We start from the raw sequence: 18006 nt of genomic DNA on the forward strand, positions 1-18006 counted from the left end.
CTAAGATTGTGGTTTCCATACTGGAAGCTGGATACTAGCGTTATGGCCTCCGCCCCAGTATATACTTTGCTCGGCCGTCACCGTCTCCTGAATCTTGGACCAGTTGCCGGCCCGGTTAGGGTGCACATGGTAAGCCGGGAAGTTGGAAGAAGAAATATCGACTCTGATCCGTGAGCCTGTTCCCAGCACCCAGGTAATCGGCCATAATTGGAGCGTGATCTCTTCGAGTGAACCGGGAGAATAAGGCAGTGCGGTCGGCGAACCGTTCCGATATGCCAGTGAAGTTATGCCATCAGCGATATTATAGGTTCTGCCGTCCGGCAGAACCTCGCTCACCTTGACGGTGAATGAAGTATCTTCGGCGGTTGACTTGACCTGCAGCACCGTTTCGATCGACCCTGCGAGGAACAGTTCCTCCTCCAGCGGTGCAGAGAGAAAGCTCAGGACATCCTGGCGATAGCCCGGTTCCAGCTGTAATGCACATGCTGTACGGGGCTGGTCCGGACCGGCTTCAAAGGTTGATAAGAGACCGCTTCCACCTACAGTAATCACTGGATCGAGCGGATCATAAGTGTAGGTTAATTGATGCCCATCCACTTCGGGCACATCATTTAGGACGTTATGCTGCCCTAAATAATAGGTTCGCTTCTGCACCGGCGGCGGCCAGGACGTCCAATTCTGCCAGCCATCTGCGCCGATTACATAGGTTTTGACCGTGCCGAGCTCCTCTTCATACGCCGTCTGCTTAAGCATGTAATCAAACCATCCCAGCACCTCGCGGAAACCGCCATTGCCGCCATTGACGGTACCACCCGGAAAATCACGGTCCCCATGCGGGGCAAGCGAATGTACCCAAGGGCCAACGATAAAGCGGCTGCGCTCCCGGATCTCTGGCGGAATCTGCTCATAGGTCAGCATCATGCTTTCCAGAGCAATATCAAACCATCCTCCGACCATACAGACCGGAACGGAAAGACGGGAGGGGATATGCCGGAATTCCTGCCAGAAGCCCTCCTGCCATAGCTCGTCTCCGGCTCCAGGGTTCAACAGGAAGTCATGGTACCAATCCAATTGTTTGCCGAGCAGGGTCACATCCATCTCCAGAGGAGGACGGAACTGGCGCGCTTGCTCTTCCAGGTCCCGGGGGCTGCGGCCTCCAAGATCGGCGCCAGCGTTGGTAACCGCCCAACTGGTATAGATATCCGGACGGAACATCCCGTCCATATAGATGAAGCGTTGCTGTTCGGTACCGATCACGGAGATATATAGTGTCTTGACCTCTGGCGGCAGACTGTCTGCGAGCACCCAATGGTTAAAGCCGAGATACGAACCCCCGTATAAGCCGATATTGCCGTTGCACCAGTGCTGGGAGATGATCCAATCCAGCGTGTCCAGACCGTCCTGCTTCTCATGTATAAACGGCACCCAGCGCCCGCCGGAGGAACCGCGTCCTCTACACTCCTGGATGATGACATTGTATCCATAAGCAGAGAGCAGCACGACTTCGGGGTCTGGCCGGAATTCTCTGCCTATGTAAGGGTTGCGTACCACAATTACTGGCGCGGGCTGTTCACCCCTGCTTAACCATATGTGGGTCATTAATTGCACCCCGTCACTCATCGTCACCCATAGGTCCTGACGTTCTCCCACCTCATGCTGCGGAGCAGGGAATTCAGAATCTTGCTTTTCTGACATGTTAGACGCCTCCCGATAAAAGATGCTGATTTGTTGTTTTCAAAAAGGAACTTATATTTGAATTCTATCATGTAACTCTTAGTGATGATATTGGGCAAAGAGGCGTTATAGCATAATTCAGCGCGGGCTTTTCTCTATGAAAAGAACAGGCGCAGCGTCTCGCATAGGAGCGAAAGGCTACGCCTGTTTGGTTTATTCCTGTACTTGTAAATGTAAAAAGTGTAACACGGTCATCCGTTATAATTATCCCGCCAGCGCAGCAGGCGGGTCTCAAGCTTGCGCACAAGGGAGTCAGTCAGCTTGCCGACTCCAGCGAAGATAACGATGCCGACGAAAACAACCTCGGTCTGGGCAAACTGGCGGGCATCCGAGATCATATAGCCTACACCTGCGTTTGCTCCCATTAGCTCGGCAACGATCAGGCTCAACCAGGCCGTGCCGAGGGACAAACGGATGCCGAGCAGCAGATTGGGCATGGCAGCCGGTAGAATGAGCCGGGTAATCTGCTTGAAGCGGCTAAACTCCAGAATGCGAGATACTTCGAACAGCTTAGAGTCCACGCTGCGAATACCCATAAAGGTATTGAGGTAGATAGGGAAAAAAGCACCCATCGCGATCAACAGTACCTTGGAGAATTCGCCGAAGCCGAACCATAGAATGAAGAGTGGCATAATGGCCAAATGGGGGACGGTTCGAATCATTTGTAACGTCGGGTCCAGCGTCCACTCCGTTCTTTTATAGAAACCGACGAGGAGCCCAAATACGATTCCTAACCCGCCGCCGATGAGGAAGCCGATCAGAGCACGATAGATGCTGATTCCGATATTAGACAGCAGCACACCGCTTGAGAGCAGATCAATAAAGCTTCTGCCGATCTTGAGCGGTGTAGGGAGCAGCTGGGGAGGCAGCAGATGAAGCTCCCCGATTAACTGCCACACCACCACAATGAGCAGGGGAAGCAGGCTGCCATAAACGTATTTCAGATAAGATTTCTGCGTTTTCATAGTTCGTTACGCAAGTAATCAATAGCAGAATGGTGCAGTGTAATGACACCGGAAGCTAGCGCTTCCTGATAGCGCTGTTCCGAAGCTTGTCCGGGATAGGTAATCGGCACGTTATGACCTTCAGCCAGCGGAATATCGGCCAGTTCGCCGAGGAAGCCAGTGACCTGTGCGGTGAAGGACTCCACAGTATGACCAAAAATGGTAGGATCGATCAATTGGATGAAGGCTCCACGATTCTTCTTCAGTCCTTGGGCACCGATAGGTACATTGACAAGGGCGCCGCTCAGAATCTCCAGCGCGAGCGCCAGGCCGAAGCCCTTGTAGCCGCCAAGCGGGGAGAGCCATTTGACATCCGCAGGATTCTCGGTTGGCTGGCCTTCTTCATCGACTCCCCAATGTTCCGGGATGGACTCTCCTTTGAATTTGGCGATACTGAGATGGCCCCAAGCCCGCTCCGATACGGCCATGTCGAGTACAAACAGCGGATTTGTATGCGGGATGGCAATCGCCAGCGGTGTATTGTTCACGGCAGCTCCTTTGCCTCCGGGAGGTGCCATCACACTCATTCCGCCATAAGCGGAGATCAGCGTAATCGCGCCGCGTTCTGCTCCGTACCGGGCAATAATGCCCGGGCAGTTGAAGCGGGAGACATCGGTGATACCGATGGTGATCACTTTGCGCTCAGCGAGTGCTGGCAGAGCGAGATCAATCGATTCCCGGGCCACGATATGGCCCAGATCGTAATTTCCGGCGACATGCAGATAGGAGCCTTCCAGCGGAGCGGCTTCATACTTCCCTCTGCCTTCGAGGGAGCCGACCGCCTGCTTGAAGAAGGTAAAACCGTGCGACGAGCGGCCTCTCAAATCGGCATCCAGGTAATCACTGGCGATAATCTCTGCTTCGTGCTCGGTAGCGCCGTATTTCAGCAGGACTTTTTTACCCATGTCTTTGAGTTCTTGGATTGGGATGGTGATTGTGCTCATAGCTGTCTCTCCTAACGGTTATTTATCGTTTTTCACTTCTTCTAGTGCTTGATTGATGAAGGTGTTATCTACGACCTTGGCAGGGTCAACAGACTTATTTACTGCTTTTTCTTTTAACAGGAACGCTGCCAGCTCTCCTTGAGCTTTTACAAAATCATCTGAAACCGGTACAGTCGCGAACTGGACATTGGAGATGACGGATTTAACAACTTCGGGATTCAGCTTGGTGCCATCAGCGTAGATTTTTACCGCTTCATCCAGGTGATCCTTCTGCCACTGCAGTGTTTTTTCCAGTACCTTGAGATAGGCGACTACGAGATCCGGATGTTCATCGGCAAACTTGGTGCGGACAATATGGAATGCAGGACTGATGTAGTTAATGGTGGAACCGTCTGCGAGAACCTTGGCGCCTTCATCTACAACCGCTGTCGACAGGTACGGCTCGCCGATGGCCCATGCATCCACAGATCCTCCGACGAACGCTGCCTTGGCTTCATCCGCAGTGAGCTGGATAAGCTCGACATCATTTGCAGTCAGGCCTGCTTTGTCCAGTAATCTGAACAGGATGTCATAAGCTGCTGTTGCCTTGGCTACAGCGATTTTTTTACCTTTCAATTCGCTGAGATCGGTAATCTTACTGTCTTTGGGCAGTAGCAGTCCGACATTCTTGGAGCCAGTGCTACCAATGGCAATTTCTTTGAAAGGAATGTCGGATATTTGTCCAGTGATAACGGTGGTATTACCGGTTACCGCGAGATCCAGACGATCCGTAAGAATCGCATCGAATTGCGCTGGGCCACCCGGTACTTCTACCCAGCTTACCTTGGCGTTGTGCTTGGCGAATTCTTCTTCGAACCATTTCTGTTGCTGAGCCAGAACCAGCGGAGCAACAGCGTGCTGGACGCCGATATTGACAGTGACTTCTGGAGTGGAGGCCACTTGATTGGTTCCGGAGGCAGTGGAGTTGCTACTGGAGTTACCGGAGCTATTATCTTTACCGCAGGCAGCGAGTACCAGCAGCATACTTATGGCAGCTAATAGAATTGCGAATGTATTTCTTCTTTTCATGATAGTTCGAGTCCCCTTTATCTAAGTTAAAGATCACTTTACTATATCCGATTAAACAAGTAAAATAACTTTGAATGATATTTATATAACCAATGGTTATGGGAACGGGGTGAATTTCAGGTGAATATCGAACAAATAGAATATATTGTAAATGTAGCGAAAACAGGATCAATCTCAGCTACAGCGGAGACCATGCATATCTCGCAGGCTGGTATCAGTAAAGCAATCATGAAGCTAGAAAAAGAGGTAGGGTTCGAGCTGTTCCGCAGAACGCGGCACGGGACGCTACCAACCGAACGGGGAAAGATATTGATTGCCAAGGCTAGTGAAATTCTGCTGAAGGTTCAGGAGTTTGAGGACGAGGTCTCTGGTCAAAAGGAGCAGATCCACGGCGATATCCGCCTGTCTGTGAGCCCCAATTTTCTTGCGATTCTTCCGAAAGCCATTATGTCTTTCAAAGCGAACAACCCCTATGTCAAGCTGGAGATTACGGAAAAGGATTCGGTGGAGATTCTGGAGGATATACGCCAGGATATCACCGATATGGGGCTGATTTATTTTCATCCCGAGCATAGCCAGCAAATCAAGGACCTGTGGCTAACCACGATGCTGGAGACCCGACTCGTAGTATGTGTGGGTCGCAAATCCACGCTGGCTTCCAGAAGCAAGCTGGGCGTATCCGATCTGCTTGACCAGACTTTTGTCAGCGTCAACGGAAGCTTTTCAAGGCTTTTTATGAAAAAGCTGATGCTGAAGTACGGTCCTGTACAGGTGCTGTTCACCTCGACCAATCAGGAGGTACTGAAGCGGACGATCGCTGCGGGGGATGTGATCAGTATCTTCATGGAGTTCAACATCATGAATGATCCGCTGATCCTGAGCGGCGATATTGTGGCGATTCCGCTGGAGGCCAGGGAGCTGGATCAGGATATTATCCCACTTGGCTATGCCCGTTCCAAGCGACAGCATTTCTCGATTGCCCATCAGGAACTACTTAAGCATTTGCAGCAGGAGATCGAGCGGTTGGGATTATAAAAAAACGCCTCACCCAGCATGGGCGAGACGTGAACTCGAAATAGAGAATTTAGATATTTTGACTAGATGCTATATGCAGGTTCTGTCTGCTCGGAATCACTTAGGGCTTCCAGCACCCGCTTGCGGTATTCCAAAAATGGTCCGGAGATACGGGAACGGGGATGCTGCAGGTTAATGGGGATAATCTCTTTCACTCTGCCCGGCTTGGATTGCATCACCACGATCCGGTCGGCAAGGAAGATGGCCTCGTCGATATCATGAGTCACGAGCAGCATGGTAGTCCGGTTACTGCGCCAAATATCCAGCAGCGCTTCCTGCATGTGGTTGCGTGTGAAGGCGTCAAGAGCACCAAAGGGCTCGTCCAGCAGCAGAACCTTCGGGTTCCGGATCAAGGCCCGAGCTATGGCAACACGTTGGGACATGCCGCCGGATAATTCTTTGGGGAAAGACTTTTCGAACCCGCCGAGTTTGACTAACTCGATCATTTCATCAACAGCTTTTCTGACCTCAGGGTCTTTCAGGGATAGATCAGCGGCGATATTCTTTTCGACAGTCAGCCACGGGAATAAACGATGCTCCTGAAAAATAACACCTTTCTCAATGCTCGGTCCTGTAACGGGCTTGCCATCCAGTTCGACAGCTCCTTCATACCCGGTATCCAAGCCGGCAACTATCTTCAGCAGGGTGCTTTTGCCGCAGCCGCTGGGTCCGATAATGGCTACAAATTCATGGGGCTCCAGAGAAAGGTTGACGTTTTCCAAAGCCTGAACCTTGTCCTTCTGGGATGTAAATACTTTAGAGACATGCTGCAATTTAACTGTAGCCATCTGTGATTTCACCTCGGGTGTGTTCTTTTTTTGACTAAAGGTACTGTAATTGATTTGGATTGTCAATCACGTTCCTTCTGAATAGCTCTTCGGAATCGATCACCAATTCCTGAAGTATGACCCAATCCAAGCTTTATTTTCTCTGAAAATAGCAGTAGGATTAGTGTAATATATTACATAAATTCATCTGTTTTGGAGGGGTAAAAGTGAAATTCGTTTTTGACCTGGATGGTACGATTTGCTTCAAAGGCCAACCGGTATCCGAAACTATTCTGTCTTGTCTGGAAGAAATGACGCATGAAGGGCATGAAGTGATTTTTGCCTCGGCCCGTCCGATTCGTGATATGCTACCTGTTCTGCATAAACGTTTTCATTCCTTTGCGCTCATCGGCGGCAACGGGTCGTTAGTGTCCAAGGAAGGCAAGGTTCTGCATGCCGAAGCTTTCACTCAGGAGGATGTTCAGGAGATTCTTAGGCTGATTGAAGAACATCAGGGCACTTATCTGATTGACAGTGATTGGGATTATGCCTATACCGGTCCACACGATCATCCCATTCTGAATAATGTAGATCCCTCCAAGCTGGCCAAACGCCTTCCTGTGGAATCTCTGAAATCCATCGTCAAGATTCTTATTTTGACTGCTGATGATATGGAGGAGTTGGCGAAATCTCTGAAAAATCTTGGCGTGGTCATTCATAGGCACCGCAATGAAAATGTCATAGATATCAGCCCGCAGAATATTCATAAATGGAATGCGTTACAACGGCTTGGGGTACGAGGTCAGGAGTTTATTGCCTTTGGTAATGATGCTAATGATATTTCCATGTTCCAGCAGGCCCGGCATGCCGTTATGATCGGACATCACGAGGAGCTTGCTCCCTATGCCTCGGAATCGATTGCACTGGAAGGTGACTGCGAGGGTGCTATTGTCAATAAGCTGAAGGCGTTAGCGGTGTCATCGGTTCGTTCTTGATCATTGGGTATATAAGTTGTTGAGCTGAATACAGCGCACTGCGCACAGATATAGAACGGCTGAAGTCTCTCTGGACGATGCCGTTTTATTTTTATGGAGCTAAGATTAAACCCTTTTCAAAAAGGATGGTTAGTGCAATTTAATATTCACCCATAAAAGTTAAGGATTACCCCCGTGCAATCCTAGCCGCTGTCAGGTAGTATGAAGCTAAAGCATAATGTTGCCAAAGGAAACAAGGTATAAAAATGCGAATCGGGAAGGTGAACAGATGCTTAGCGTACTTATAGTGGATGATGAATATGAGATTCGTGAAGGTTTACGTAACCGCTTTCTTTGGGAGGATTACAATATTACGGAGATTCTGGTGGCGGAGGACGGGGATGTGGCCTTGCACACGGCACTTGAAGTTAGACCGGATCTGATCATTACGGATATTAAAATGAATCGCATGTCGGGCTTGGAGTTTCTGAATGCTCTATGCCCTGTGGAGGACTATAAGCCGGAGAAGATTATTGTCAGCGGTTATGATGATTTTGAACTGGTGAAGCAAGCGATGCAGACAGGTGTATGCGATTACATCTTGAAGCCGATCAACCTGGATGAACTGGGGAAAATGGTGGATAAATCGGTGGAGAATATCAATCGCAAAAGGATGGATCAACGCAACCGCCAGATGCTACGCAATCAGGCTGTCTTCGCTATTCCCAAAATGCGGGAGGAACTGCTGAAGGAAATGATCGAGCATGTCTACGATCCCAATCTGGAAATGCGTAGATGTCACCGTCTGCAGACGCTGGAACTGGAATGGATGCTGAAGGAGCCGATGTTCCTGATTGTTATCGAGGCCGATAATCTCAAAGCGATTGAGAACCGGAATCCGCATGAGAAGGAACTGATTCTGTTCGGTATCGGTAATGTTGTTCATCAGACGCTGGAGGAGGAATATCCGCATCCGTCTGCTCTTTATAAGGATAACCACAACCGTTGGATCGTCGTGCTTGGCAGTTCACAGCTGGAGCAAACAGAATTTGCCCAGGGCATGGCACAGCTGTTGATTCAGAGAATCAATGAGTTTGTCAAAATCACGGCCAGTGCGGGTATGCTGACCAAGCCAGGCAACACCCGGAATCTTTATCACATGTACACTGAGGCGTTAAGCGTAATGGAGCAGAAAGCGGTCTATGGCGGCAACCGGCTGTTTACGGAGCAGGGGCTTTTTTATGATGGAGAAAATGAGGACCTGTCGCTGCAGGAGCCGGAAGAAATGCTTGATCTGGTCCGCTATGGGACCGATGCCGATATTTCAAGGGCGATGGACAGCTTCATCGAGATGGTGCATTCCTGGCAGCTTACACAGCTAAGGGATATTCAACAGAAAATTTTTGAGTGGCTGTTCGAAGTGTTCCGCAGAGGGGCGGAGGGGACGGTGCTTAAGAGTTGGAGGAGTAATCCGATTGCCGTCTGGGAGCAGCTGGAGCAGTATGATACATTGCAAGCACTGCGTGTGCAGACTGAAGCGTTCTTGCATGAGATCGCTGCTGATTTCCGCAAGCTCTCGGAGACGCCAAGCCAGATCGTCAGCGAGGCGGAGAAAATCTTGCATCGTGATTATGCTGAAAGCCTCACACTGCAGAGCGTTGCTTCTGCTGTACATGTCACACCGGTATGGCTCAGCAAGCTGTTTAAGAAGGAACTGCATAAAACTTTTCTCGAATATCTGACAGAGATTCGTGTCAAAAAAGCGAAGGAAATGTTGTATGATGTGAAATTTAAAATCTATCAGATTTCCTATCAGGTTGGATACAAGGACCCGGTGCATTTCTCGAAGCTGTTCAAGAAGCAGGTAGGCTGCACACCGAAGGAATTTAGAAGACAGCTGGGGATGGCTGAGGAATAACCTTCAGGCTGCCCGTTCGTAGGAATTGGCAGCCTGGAGGTCCTAAAAGCAAATCAAGTCAATTATCGGGACGAAATTCCGACTGTCACAATACCTGCCTTGCTCACTGGAAGCGACTGTTCCAGAACGTCTGAGGTGTGCTGTTCCATGATATTGCTGGTATAGAGCACGACATCCTCGCTTGCGTGGATGCTCAGTTCGGATGAAGTCTCCGCGAGGTTGTACCAGCGGGCCATCAGGTCACCACTGCCTTCGCTGAGCTTCAGGTTGGAGAAGGCAAGCCCTTTTCCTTCCCAGGTGAGGAAGTTGTGTACGGGCGGCAGTTCGCCTTCATGAATGTCAGTTTGGGCTGTGATGAGCGGAACAGCGAAGCGATAAGCTTCACGATAAGCGTCAAAGCGAGTGTCCCCGCCGCGGTGCGGAATAATGCTCCACTCTGCTTCGTTCACTCCAAGACACTGGGCATCAGGGGTATGGAATACGCCCCAGTCGCCAAGCTCTCCGACACTGCGAAGCAGTGTGACGGCAATTGTACCCTCGGCATCACGCAGCACTTCGTATTCGTTCAGGCCTTTGCCGGCTGCAGTTAGGCCTCGGCCGTCCTCATGCACATCGATGAACGATTGCATATGCTGACAGTTGCTTGGGTTCTCCCACTCTGGTGCAGGTACGGTCTGGCGCTCGGCTACTTCAAAGACAGAGTCGGCATAATGCACAGCCGATTGGACGCCGGATGGCAGCAGGACCCGCAGGCGGTGATCCTTCGAATGATTGTCGATACGGGTATGCACGTGCAGGGCTTGACTACTACGCTCCAGGCTGATGCGAGTGACGATATGAAGCGGGACAAGCTGCTGTGAGCGAGTTGCCTGGCGCTGTCTGAACTCCACCATCGTATCTATTTCCTGCTGCAGCAGTTCATTAGCAGAAGCCGGAATTTGCAGCGTGTGTTGGATTACAAAAGCTGCACGATAAGGTGTATCCTCGACTAACGTAATTTCGGCCTGTACACCACGGCTTGTGATAGCTGTATCGCCTATCGGCTGCTTGAAAATATATTCGTTCCCGATGTCGCCGACATCCTCATAGATGCCAAGGCCGCTGTAGAGCTGGCCACTGGCTTTGTCCAACAGGGAGAAGCTGCCGTCTTGTTCCAGGCTAACCTGGATATGCTCGTTCTCCATGGTCAAGTCACCGGTGACCAGATAGACATCCTGCGGCTCCTGTTCCGTATTGGCAGCCTTGCTTGGAATCCAGGCGTAGGAAGCCAGCCCCAAGGCAGGAAGATTATCCGCCTCAAAAGTCAGGCGCAGGGCACGGGCCATGTAAGGCTGTCTGAACTTGTCTCCGGGCAGTTCGTAGCCGAAGCGTACGCCCAGATCCTCGGCGGTAACATCGAGTCGTACCCCTGCTGCATTAACAAGATAACCTTCGCCATGCGTGCGGCCAACGACCTCATTGAAGACGGCGACAGGATCTTCACTTTGGTTGAAGAACCGGCGGGACCATTCCACTTCGACGGTAACTGTACCGCTGCTCGCGTAGCCGCTTGTATTATAGACCACGAAAGGAACGGCCTGATCTCCATACGATGCGAATACGGATGTATCCACCTTGGAACTGATGAATTTGGCACTTTCGGTGGCGAGGGAGGAGCCAACTTCAATACTCTTCGCGAACCGGGTCTTCATCTCATGATACACTTCGTCCACACTGCAGCCGCAAATGCTGTCATGTGGATGGTTCTGCATCAGGGTCTTCCAGGCATATTGCAGCAGACCATGCGGATACGGTTTACCTAACCCATGTGCCAGGGCGGCCAGCGGCTCTGCTGTTTTTTCCAGGAGTGTCTGATTCTGTTGATTGAGCTGTTTGATATATACGCGCGCCGATGCTGTGTTGACCAGCGAATACCAGCCGTCGGTATGCTGTCCGCGCAGCTCGCCGGTAGTGAGGGTCAGATCTTCCGGAAGCTCTTCTTTCACCGCTTTCACGTAATCATCAAAGTTCGAATGGATGAATTCGCAGTCGGGATAGAGTTCACGCGCCACACGCAGAGCTTCGGACAGATCAGTCTGGATCGGTTGATGATCACAGCCGTTCATCAGCAGCAGATGCCTAGTGGAGGCATACTGCCGGGCACGTTCCAGGCGAATATCCCAGTACGCCTTGGCCGCCTCAGGGTCTACCGGAATTTCCATACCATTGTTATACCAGTTGGCGAACAGGATACCGAGAACACTGGAACCATCAGGAGATTGCCAGATCAGCTCGGAGTATGGGGATTCCAGGCCGGAAGCATCTTCTACGCGATTGTTGAAGCCGGTGGCTTTCACACCTCTGCCGAACACGGCTGTGCTGATGCCGGCTTGCTGTAGAATTTGCGCAGCCTGGCCCATGTTGCCGAAGGAATCCGGGAAATAGCCGAGCTTGGAGATCGGACCGAACGTACTGGCATCACGGTGGCCGATTTGCAGATTGCGGACATTGGCTTCGCCGCTCGTCAGGAATTCATCCTGAAGGATATACCACGGACCGAGGGACAGCTTGCCTTCATCACACAGGCGCTGGATGATTTCGCGCTTCTCGGGATAGACCTGCAAATAATCCTCTACAACGATGGTTTGTCCATCAAGATAGAAGCTCTTGAAATCAGGATCGGACTCGAACGTTTCAATCAAGGTATCTATCGTTTCGATAAGTTTGACGTGATGGGCTTCATAAGGCATATACCATTCCCGGTCCCAGTGGGTGTGGGAGATTACATGTACAACCGTTTTGTTGGATGCTGTCAATGCGATTCCTCTTTTCCATAAGATGATGAACGCTACAGCATAAATATAAATATATGCATCCGTTGTCACAATGAGTGGATCGCAAACTATTGCGGGGATTGTTGTCGACATGGAAGGAAGGGTGGCTGCGGCTGTGAATCGTTTTTCTCTGCGGCTGGGAGCATCGTTTCGGAACCGGATTATTCTGGTGTTTTTTTTGATCATTATTTTACCGTTCCTCATCTTTGCTTACTATGCACATATCAAGTCTATTGAGGGCATTACCAACACCAATACCAAGATTTCACTAAGCTATCTCCAGCAGGCCCGCAAAAATTTTGAAATCTATCTTAATAAACTCAATGATCAGGTCAATACGCTTATCGGCAATAAACGCCTGCAGGATCTGTTGGTCGACCCGCCAGCCAATGCCGCTGAAGAGGAGGCCTTCACGGTAAATATGCTGACATTGCTCTATCAGGCTACCCCGCAAATCGATGCCTTCCGGGTCAGAGTGTATCCGATGAATCCGGCGCTGTACCCTTCTTATATGAATACGCTGGGAGATTCGGCTAATCTAATATCTGCGGATTGGTTCCAGAAACCTCAGGAAAGTGCCGGGCCGACCTGGAGGCAGTTCATGCCGGAGCAAGGCAAGTATGGAAGGCCATTACTCGCCTATATCAAACGTTTCTCGGGCCTTTACGATCGGAAGCCCCGCGGCATCGTCGTTACGGAAGTCTCGGAGGATCATCTGAAGCGTTATTTTTCGCCCACGGAGCAATTGAAGAACCAGAAGCTGCTTCTTATGAATAAGAACGGCACGATTTACTATGATTCATCTGCTAATGAGTGGGCAGGCACCTCTTTTCCTTCGGAGTCGTTCATCACTCATCTGCAGCAAAGTCCGGAAGGTTCACAGACCATTAAGATCGATGGCGATACCTATCTTGCAACCTATGTCGGGCTGGGCAGCGAGCCTTGGGCGATCGTCAGCCTGACGCTGCTCAAGGAGCTGACCGGGACAAATGATGAGATCAACCGGCTATTGATTATTTTTCTGATCATCTATCTAATCTGCTGCATTGCCGTTGTCTTCTATATTACGGTGTATTTTACTCAGCCCATTGCTCGTCTGGTGCGGTTGATGCGGAGAATGGAAGACGGGAACTTTCATAATATCGTACTGAACTCCCCTCGGAAGGATGAGGTGGGCTGGCTGTACCGTGGGGTCGGAAGTCTGGTTCAGCGGATTGATGTGCTGATTCAGGATGCGTGGCGTTCAGAGCGGAAGAAGAAGGCCTTGGAATTCCAGGTGCTAAGCCACCAGATCAATCCGCATTTTCTCTATAATACGCTGGAATCCATTCGCTGGAAGGCAGAGAACCATGGACGCAGCGATATTAGTGAAATGGTATCTGCGCTCGGTAATTTGCTCCGGCTCAGTCTGAATCAGGGTAAGGAGATCACAACTCTGCGGCGTGAAATTGAGCAGGTCAAAGCTTACGTGTTGATTGAGCAGGCCAGAATGGGCAGTATGATCCGCATCCTGTATTCTATTGATGAAGAGCTGCTCGACCTCCCATTCTTGCGGCTGCTGCTGCAGCCTCTGGTTGAGAATGCGATTCAGCATAGCGTGCGAAGTGATTTTGAGAAAGGCAAGATCATTGTATCCGCGCGCAGTGAGGGGCAGGATATGATCATAGAGATTACAGATAACGGTAAAGGCATTCCGCAGCAAATCATAGAGGAACTGGAGCATGAGGTACATGCCGAGGAAATGTATACTGCCACCCGCCGGGGGGTAGGGCTCCGCAATGTGAACGATCGTCTGAAGCTGTACTTCGGGTCTGACTACAAGCTGCAGATCGAGACGGGTTCACAGGGCGGTACCCGAATACTGCTGCGCCATCCTAAGAAGATAGAGTTGGAATTACCTAGGTCGGACGACCATTAGTAGACTATTAGAAATGTAAAAGCAGACATAGGAGCGGGACTCTCTAGGTGGGAGATTCGCTCCTTTGTCTGTTTGGGGGGATAATGACTTGCAATAGGGTCATCAGGACAAAAGGAAACTACAAAGTGCAAGAATGACTCATAGAAGTGCCTATCGTTCTCTTTTACAATTAAGTCATCCAAACAGCGAAAGGGAAGTCGATATGAAACTAAACGGAGTGTTCAAGGAACTGTACAAAAATCGCACCTTGCTGCTCATGTTCCTCCCCGTCGGGGTACTATTCTTGCTTTTTAACTATTTGCCACTGGCCGGTCTTGTCATCGCGTTCAAAAATTTCGATTTCTCCAAAGGGATTTTTGGCAGTGAATGGATGGATCCCCTGTTCAGCAATTTTGATTATGTATTCTCTTCACCGGTAGCCTTCCGGGCTATCCGCAACACGATCCTGCTGAATGCCCTCTTTATTGCGATAGGACTAGTATTTGAAGTAGGATTTGCTTTGCTGCTGAATGAGATGCGTAACAAGTATTTCAAACGGATTACCCAGTCGTTAACCTTTCTACCTTTCTTCATCTCCTGGATCGTCGTAGGTGTATTCGCTTACAATCTGTTGAACTTTGAGAACGGTGCGGTTAACCGCTTTCTGGAGTACCTGCATTTACAGCCGATAGACTTTTACAGCCGGGCCGAGCTGTGGCCAGCCATTCTGACCATTGCGGCACGCTGGAAAATAACCGGTTACGGCACGATTGTTTATCTGGCGGCCTTAACCTCTGTTGACAATTCTTATTATGAAGCCGCTTCAATTGACGGAGCTTCCAGATGGCAGCAGATTCGTTATATCAGCATTCCGATGCTGCGGCCAACGATCATCATCCTGACCCTCCTGGCAGTAGGAAGAATCATGAATGCGGACTTCGGTATGTTCTATGCCATGGTAGGGGATGCTTCATTGCTCTTCCCGACCACAGATGTAATTGACACCTTCGTCTACCGGAGCTTGCGTAAATCCGGTGACATCGGGATGGCTTCCGCTGCAGGCTTCCTTCAGTCCTTTGTCGCCTTCTTCCTGGTGCTTGGTAGCAACTATGCGGCGCGCAAAATTGACAAAGACTCAGCGATATTCTAAAGGCTGTGTGTCCGAAGCGTTTGTTCATTGAGGTGCTTCGGACACCAGACACATTATACTTTTAGGAGGTCATCCCACACGATGTCAGCAAGAAAATTTTCCCTCAGCCAGTTCCTTATTGCTTTGGTCATCGGCCTGTTCAGTCTGGCCTGCCTATTCCCGTTCCTGATGGTAATCTCCGGCTCACTGAGTACAGAGAAGGATATTATGCAGTATGGCTATTCACTTTGGCCGAAGACGATTACCTTTGACTCTTACCGGATTCTGCTACTCGGCTCTAACCGTATATTCCAGGCTTACGGGGTCAGCACATTCGTTACAATTGTCGGTACCGTACTGTCTCTGTTTCTGACGAGCATGGGCGCTTATGTTATGGCCCGTCGTTCCTTTAAATACCGGAATATTCTTTCGATCTTCGTCATTATCACTATGCTCTTCAGTGGTGGGCTCGTGCCTTGGTATATTATTATCGTTAGATACCTGCACTTGAAAGATACGATTTGGGCACTTATTCTGCCGTCTCTGGCAAATGCTTTCAACATGTTCCTCATCAGGAACTTTATGCTCTCCATACCAGAAGATTTGCACGAATCGGCCAAAATGGACGGTGCTGGCGAGTTCCGAATTTATGCCCGACTGATCATGCCGCTAGCTTTACCCGTTCTAGCTACTGTTGGTTTGTTCGTAGCCCTGGGCTATTGGAACGACTGGTTCCTCGGTCTGATGTTCGTAGATAAGCAAGAGCTTCAGCCATTGCAATTGCTCTTACGCACGCTGATTTCCAATGTTGAGTTCCTGAAGAGCTCTAGTAATGCAGCAGCGATGCAGCGAATTTCGACCCAGATTCCTTCCGAGTCGATCAAAATGGCGCTCACAGTCATCACGATTGGCCCGATCATTTTCCTCTATCCATTCTTGCAGCGTTATTTCGTAAAAGGCCTCATGGTTGGGGCTGTAAAAGGTTAACTATGCCGACCACGGTCGTATAGTATAAATTACATTTCAACAAAGGGGAGATTTGGATGCGCAAAAGCATCGGTAGATTTCAGCTAATCCTGACCACACTCCTGCTGTTCAGTCTAGTCTTGTCCGCATGTGGCGGTAGTAACAACAACACGTCGAATGCAGGCAATAAGACGAGTACTGGCGGAGGAAATGACACAGCAGCAACGAAGACTGAGAATGAAGTTACCCTCAAATTCTATTTCGGCGGTGACAAGAAGGCTGCCACGGATGAGGTTTGGTCCAAAATTAGTGATTATGTTAAAGCCAAAGGCCTTAATGTTAAATTTGATGTCAACTTTATTCCGTTTGGTGATTTCAAGGAAAAAATGCTCGTTATGGCCGCGTCCGGGGATAGCTGGGACATGAACTTTGACGGCGACTGGCTCTCTTATAAGCAAATGGCGGCTAAAGGTTCCTATATGGCCCTGAATGATCTGCTGCCGAAGTATGCGCCTAATCTGGAGAAGAAATATGAAGAACAGGGCACGTTGAGCGCAGCAACAGTGAACGGTAAAATTGTTGGTCTGCCATGGACGATGAAAATGAATGAACGTAAATTTGCTGGCTGGCGCTCGGATCTTGCCGAGAAGGCAGGTATTAATATTGCACCAGATTCCATCAAAACCATTGAAGATGTAGACAATCTGCTTCGTGAACTGAAAAAAGCTTATCCTAACGAAAAGTTGTCCCGTACTACACCGCTGTCCCTCTATTATATCCGTGATGAATGGGTGGATCTGAACTTCCACGGTCTCGGTTTCTATCTGAATGATCCGAAGATTACTGTGCAGCCTGTTGAACAACAACCGTTCTTCCTGGAAGCTTCGCAGCTCTCTAAGAAATGGTACGATGACAAGCTGATCAACAGAGACGCGATGATTGATAAAGAAGGCGCAGAAGACCAGTGGAGAAACGGCAAGCTGCTCTTTACCGTGACTTCTCATGAATGGGCTTACGCTGATCCAGGCTTCTCCGATTCTTCCTTTAAACAAGGAATGTCGCTACTTTATCCTGATAAGAAATACGTCAACCGTACTGCTCTTGCCAACGTAGTTGCCATCAATACGAATTCCAAGAATCCGGACCGGGTACTACGGTTCCTCGATATGGTAGAAACCGATCAAACCTTGTATGACTTGCTGCAATATGGTATCGAAGGCAAAACCTACGTCCTGAATGGAGATGCTGCTGATTATCCGGCAGGTATGCAATCCTCTACTAGTAACTACATGGAGTGGGGCGGACAATGGGCATTCTGGAAGCCACAATTTATGCGTCCAACCACAACATATGCCAAAGATTTCTGGGTGAAGGAAGCCGATTTCGCCAACCAACCGAACAACGTGAACTCGCCAATCGACGGATTGTTCATTGCTGAAGACAGCATGAAGAATGAACTGGCCAAGCGTGACCAGGCTACCGATGAGATTAGCAGACCGATCGAATACGGTATGGTGAAGGATGTTGAAAAATCTGTAGCCGATTACATTGAGACTCAGAAGAAGAATGGACTCGATAAAATTATCTCTGAAACACAGAAACAAATTGATGCTTATCTTGCTGCCAAAAAATAAAGCTTGCGGCAAACAGGAAGCCGCCTTGTAAGGTGTGCTTCCTGTTTTTTTATTCATAGCACCATTGCCTATCCGCAGGAATGT

Annotated in this window: 13 protein-coding genes; 7 read left to right on the forward strand and 6 right to left on the reverse strand. The window is 49.6% G+C overall.

Annotation, left to right across the window (positions count from 1 at the left end; all coding sequences use genetic code 11):
- From AC3Y23_RS01195 to AC3Y23_RS01210, 4 genes are all read right to left on the reverse strand, one after another.
- Positions 1-1695, reverse strand: a complete 1695-nt coding sequence (locus AC3Y23_RS01195) for a CocE/NonD family hydrolase (RefSeq protein ID WP_379194780.1) — start codon at positions 1693-1695, stop codon at positions 1-3.
- A gap of 230 nt (positions 1696-1925) precedes the next feature.
- The gene (locus AC3Y23_RS01200) at positions 1926-2699 is read right to left on the reverse strand and encodes an ABC transporter permease (RefSeq protein WP_379194782.1); all 774 of its coding nucleotides are present in this window, start codon (positions 2697-2699) and stop codon (positions 1926-1928) included.
- A complete protein-coding gene (locus tag AC3Y23_RS01205; RefSeq protein ID WP_379194784.1) occupies positions 2696-3682 on the reverse strand; it encodes an Ldh family oxidoreductase in 987 nt (328 codons plus the stop codon). Before AC3Y23_RS01205 ends, AC3Y23_RS01200 begins: the two co-directional genes overlap by 4 nt.
- Before the next feature lie 18 nt (positions 3683-3700).
- Entirely contained in the window at positions 3701-4750 is a 1050-nt protein-coding gene (locus AC3Y23_RS01210) for an aliphatic sulfonate ABC transporter substrate-binding protein (RefSeq protein ID WP_379194787.1), read from the reverse strand.
- A 120-nt stretch (positions 4751-4870) separates the two neighbouring features.
- Here AC3Y23_RS01210 and AC3Y23_RS01215 point away from each other — a divergent pair, with 120 nt between their 5' ends.
- On the forward strand, positions 4871-5785 hold the full coding sequence (locus AC3Y23_RS01215) for a LysR family transcriptional regulator (protein ID WP_379194789.1): 915 nt from the start codon (positions 4871-4873) through the stop codon (positions 5783-5785).
- A 62-nt stretch (positions 5786-5847) separates the two neighbouring features.
- Here the strand turns inward: AC3Y23_RS01215 and AC3Y23_RS01220 are convergent, their stop codons facing one another.
- A complete protein-coding gene (locus AC3Y23_RS01220; protein ID WP_379194791.1) occupies positions 5848-6612 on the reverse strand; it encodes an ABC transporter ATP-binding protein in 765 nt (254 codons plus the stop codon).
- 206 nt (positions 6613-6818) lie between these two features.
- On the opposite strand from AC3Y23_RS01220, the gene AC3Y23_RS01225 reads away from it, so the two are divergent.
- Together AC3Y23_RS01225 and AC3Y23_RS01230 are read left to right on the forward strand one after the other, a co-directional pair.
- On the forward strand, positions 6819-7586 hold the full coding sequence (locus tag AC3Y23_RS01225) for an HAD-IIB family hydrolase (RefSeq protein WP_379194793.1): 768 nt from the start codon (positions 6819-6821) through the stop codon (positions 7584-7586).
- 268 nt (positions 7587-7854) lie between these two features.
- The gene (locus AC3Y23_RS01230) at positions 7855-9483 is read left to right on the forward strand and encodes a response regulator (RefSeq protein WP_379194795.1); all 1629 of its coding nucleotides are present in this window, start codon (positions 7855-7857) and stop codon (positions 9481-9483) included.
- Positions 9484-9545: 62 nt separating this feature from the next.
- On the opposite strand, the gene AC3Y23_RS01235 is transcribed toward AC3Y23_RS01230, so the two are convergent.
- Complete coding sequence (locus tag AC3Y23_RS01235; protein WP_379194797.1) at positions 9546-12278, reverse strand: alpha-mannosidase; 2733 nt, start codon at positions 12276-12278, stop codon at positions 9546-9548.
- Between the two features lie 70 nt (positions 12279-12348).
- Between AC3Y23_RS01235 and AC3Y23_RS01240 the strand changes: the two genes are divergently transcribed.
- From AC3Y23_RS01240 to AC3Y23_RS01255, 4 genes are all read left to right on the forward strand, one after another.
- Complete coding sequence (locus AC3Y23_RS01240; RefSeq protein ID WP_379194799.1) at positions 12349-14214, forward strand: cache domain-containing sensor histidine kinase; 1866 nt, start codon at positions 12349-12351, stop codon at positions 14212-14214.
- A 202-nt stretch (positions 14215-14416) separates the two neighbouring features.
- A complete protein-coding gene (locus AC3Y23_RS01245) occupies positions 14417-15343 on the forward strand; it encodes an ABC transporter permease (protein WP_379194801.1) in 927 nt (308 codons plus the stop codon).
- Positions 15344-15424: 81 nt separating this feature from the next.
- The gene (locus AC3Y23_RS01250; protein ID WP_379194803.1) at positions 15425-16309 is read left to right on the forward strand and encodes a carbohydrate ABC transporter permease; all 885 of its coding nucleotides are present in this window, start codon (positions 15425-15427) and stop codon (positions 16307-16309) included.
- 56 nt (positions 16310-16365) lie between these two features.
- The gene (locus tag AC3Y23_RS01255) at positions 16366-17922 is read left to right on the forward strand and encodes an extracellular solute-binding protein (RefSeq protein ID WP_379194805.1); all 1557 of its coding nucleotides are present in this window, start codon (positions 16366-16368) and stop codon (positions 17920-17922) included.
- Positions 17923-18006 lie beyond the last annotated feature (84 nt).

It is taken from the genome of Paenibacillus sp. MAHUQ-45, assembly GCF_058133325.1.

Bases quoted from the DNA above. Each gene is read 5' to 3' on its own strand.
- AC3Y23_RS01195 (WP_379194780.1), bottom strand. From the start codon at position 1,695: ATGTCAGAAAAGCAAGATTCTGAATTCCCTGCTCCGCAGCATGAGGTG.
- AC3Y23_RS01200 (WP_379194782.1), bottom strand. From the start codon at position 2,699: ATGAAAACGCAGAAATCTTATCTGAAATACGTTTATGGCAGCCTGCTT.
- AC3Y23_RS01205 (WP_379194784.1), bottom strand. From the start codon at position 3,682: ATGAGCACAATCACCATCCCAATCCAAGAACTCAAAGACATGGGTAAA.
- AC3Y23_RS01210 (WP_379194787.1), bottom strand. From the start codon at position 4,750: ATGAAAAGAAGAAATACATTCGCAATTCTATTAGCTGCCATAAGTATG.
- AC3Y23_RS01220 (WP_379194791.1), bottom strand. From the start codon at position 6,612: ATGGCTACAGTTAAATTGCAGCATGTCTCTAAAGTATTTACATCCCAG.
- AC3Y23_RS01230 (WP_379194795.1), top strand. From the start codon at position 7,855: ATGCTTAGCGTACTTATAGTGGATGATGAATATGAGATTCGTGAAGGT.
- AC3Y23_RS01240 (WP_379194799.1), top strand. From the start codon at position 12,349: ATGAGTGGATCGCAAACTATTGCGGGGATTGTTGTCGACATGGAAGGA.
- AC3Y23_RS01245 (WP_379194801.1), top strand. From the start codon at position 14,417: ATGAAACTAAACGGAGTGTTCAAGGAACTGTACAAAAATCGCACCTTG.
- AC3Y23_RS01250 (WP_379194803.1), top strand. From the start codon at position 15,425: ATGTCAGCAAGAAAATTTTCCCTCAGCCAGTTCCTTATTGCTTTGGTC.
- AC3Y23_RS01255 (WP_379194805.1), top strand. From the start codon at position 16,366: ATGCGCAAAAGCATCGGTAGATTTCAGCTAATCCTGACCACACTCCTG.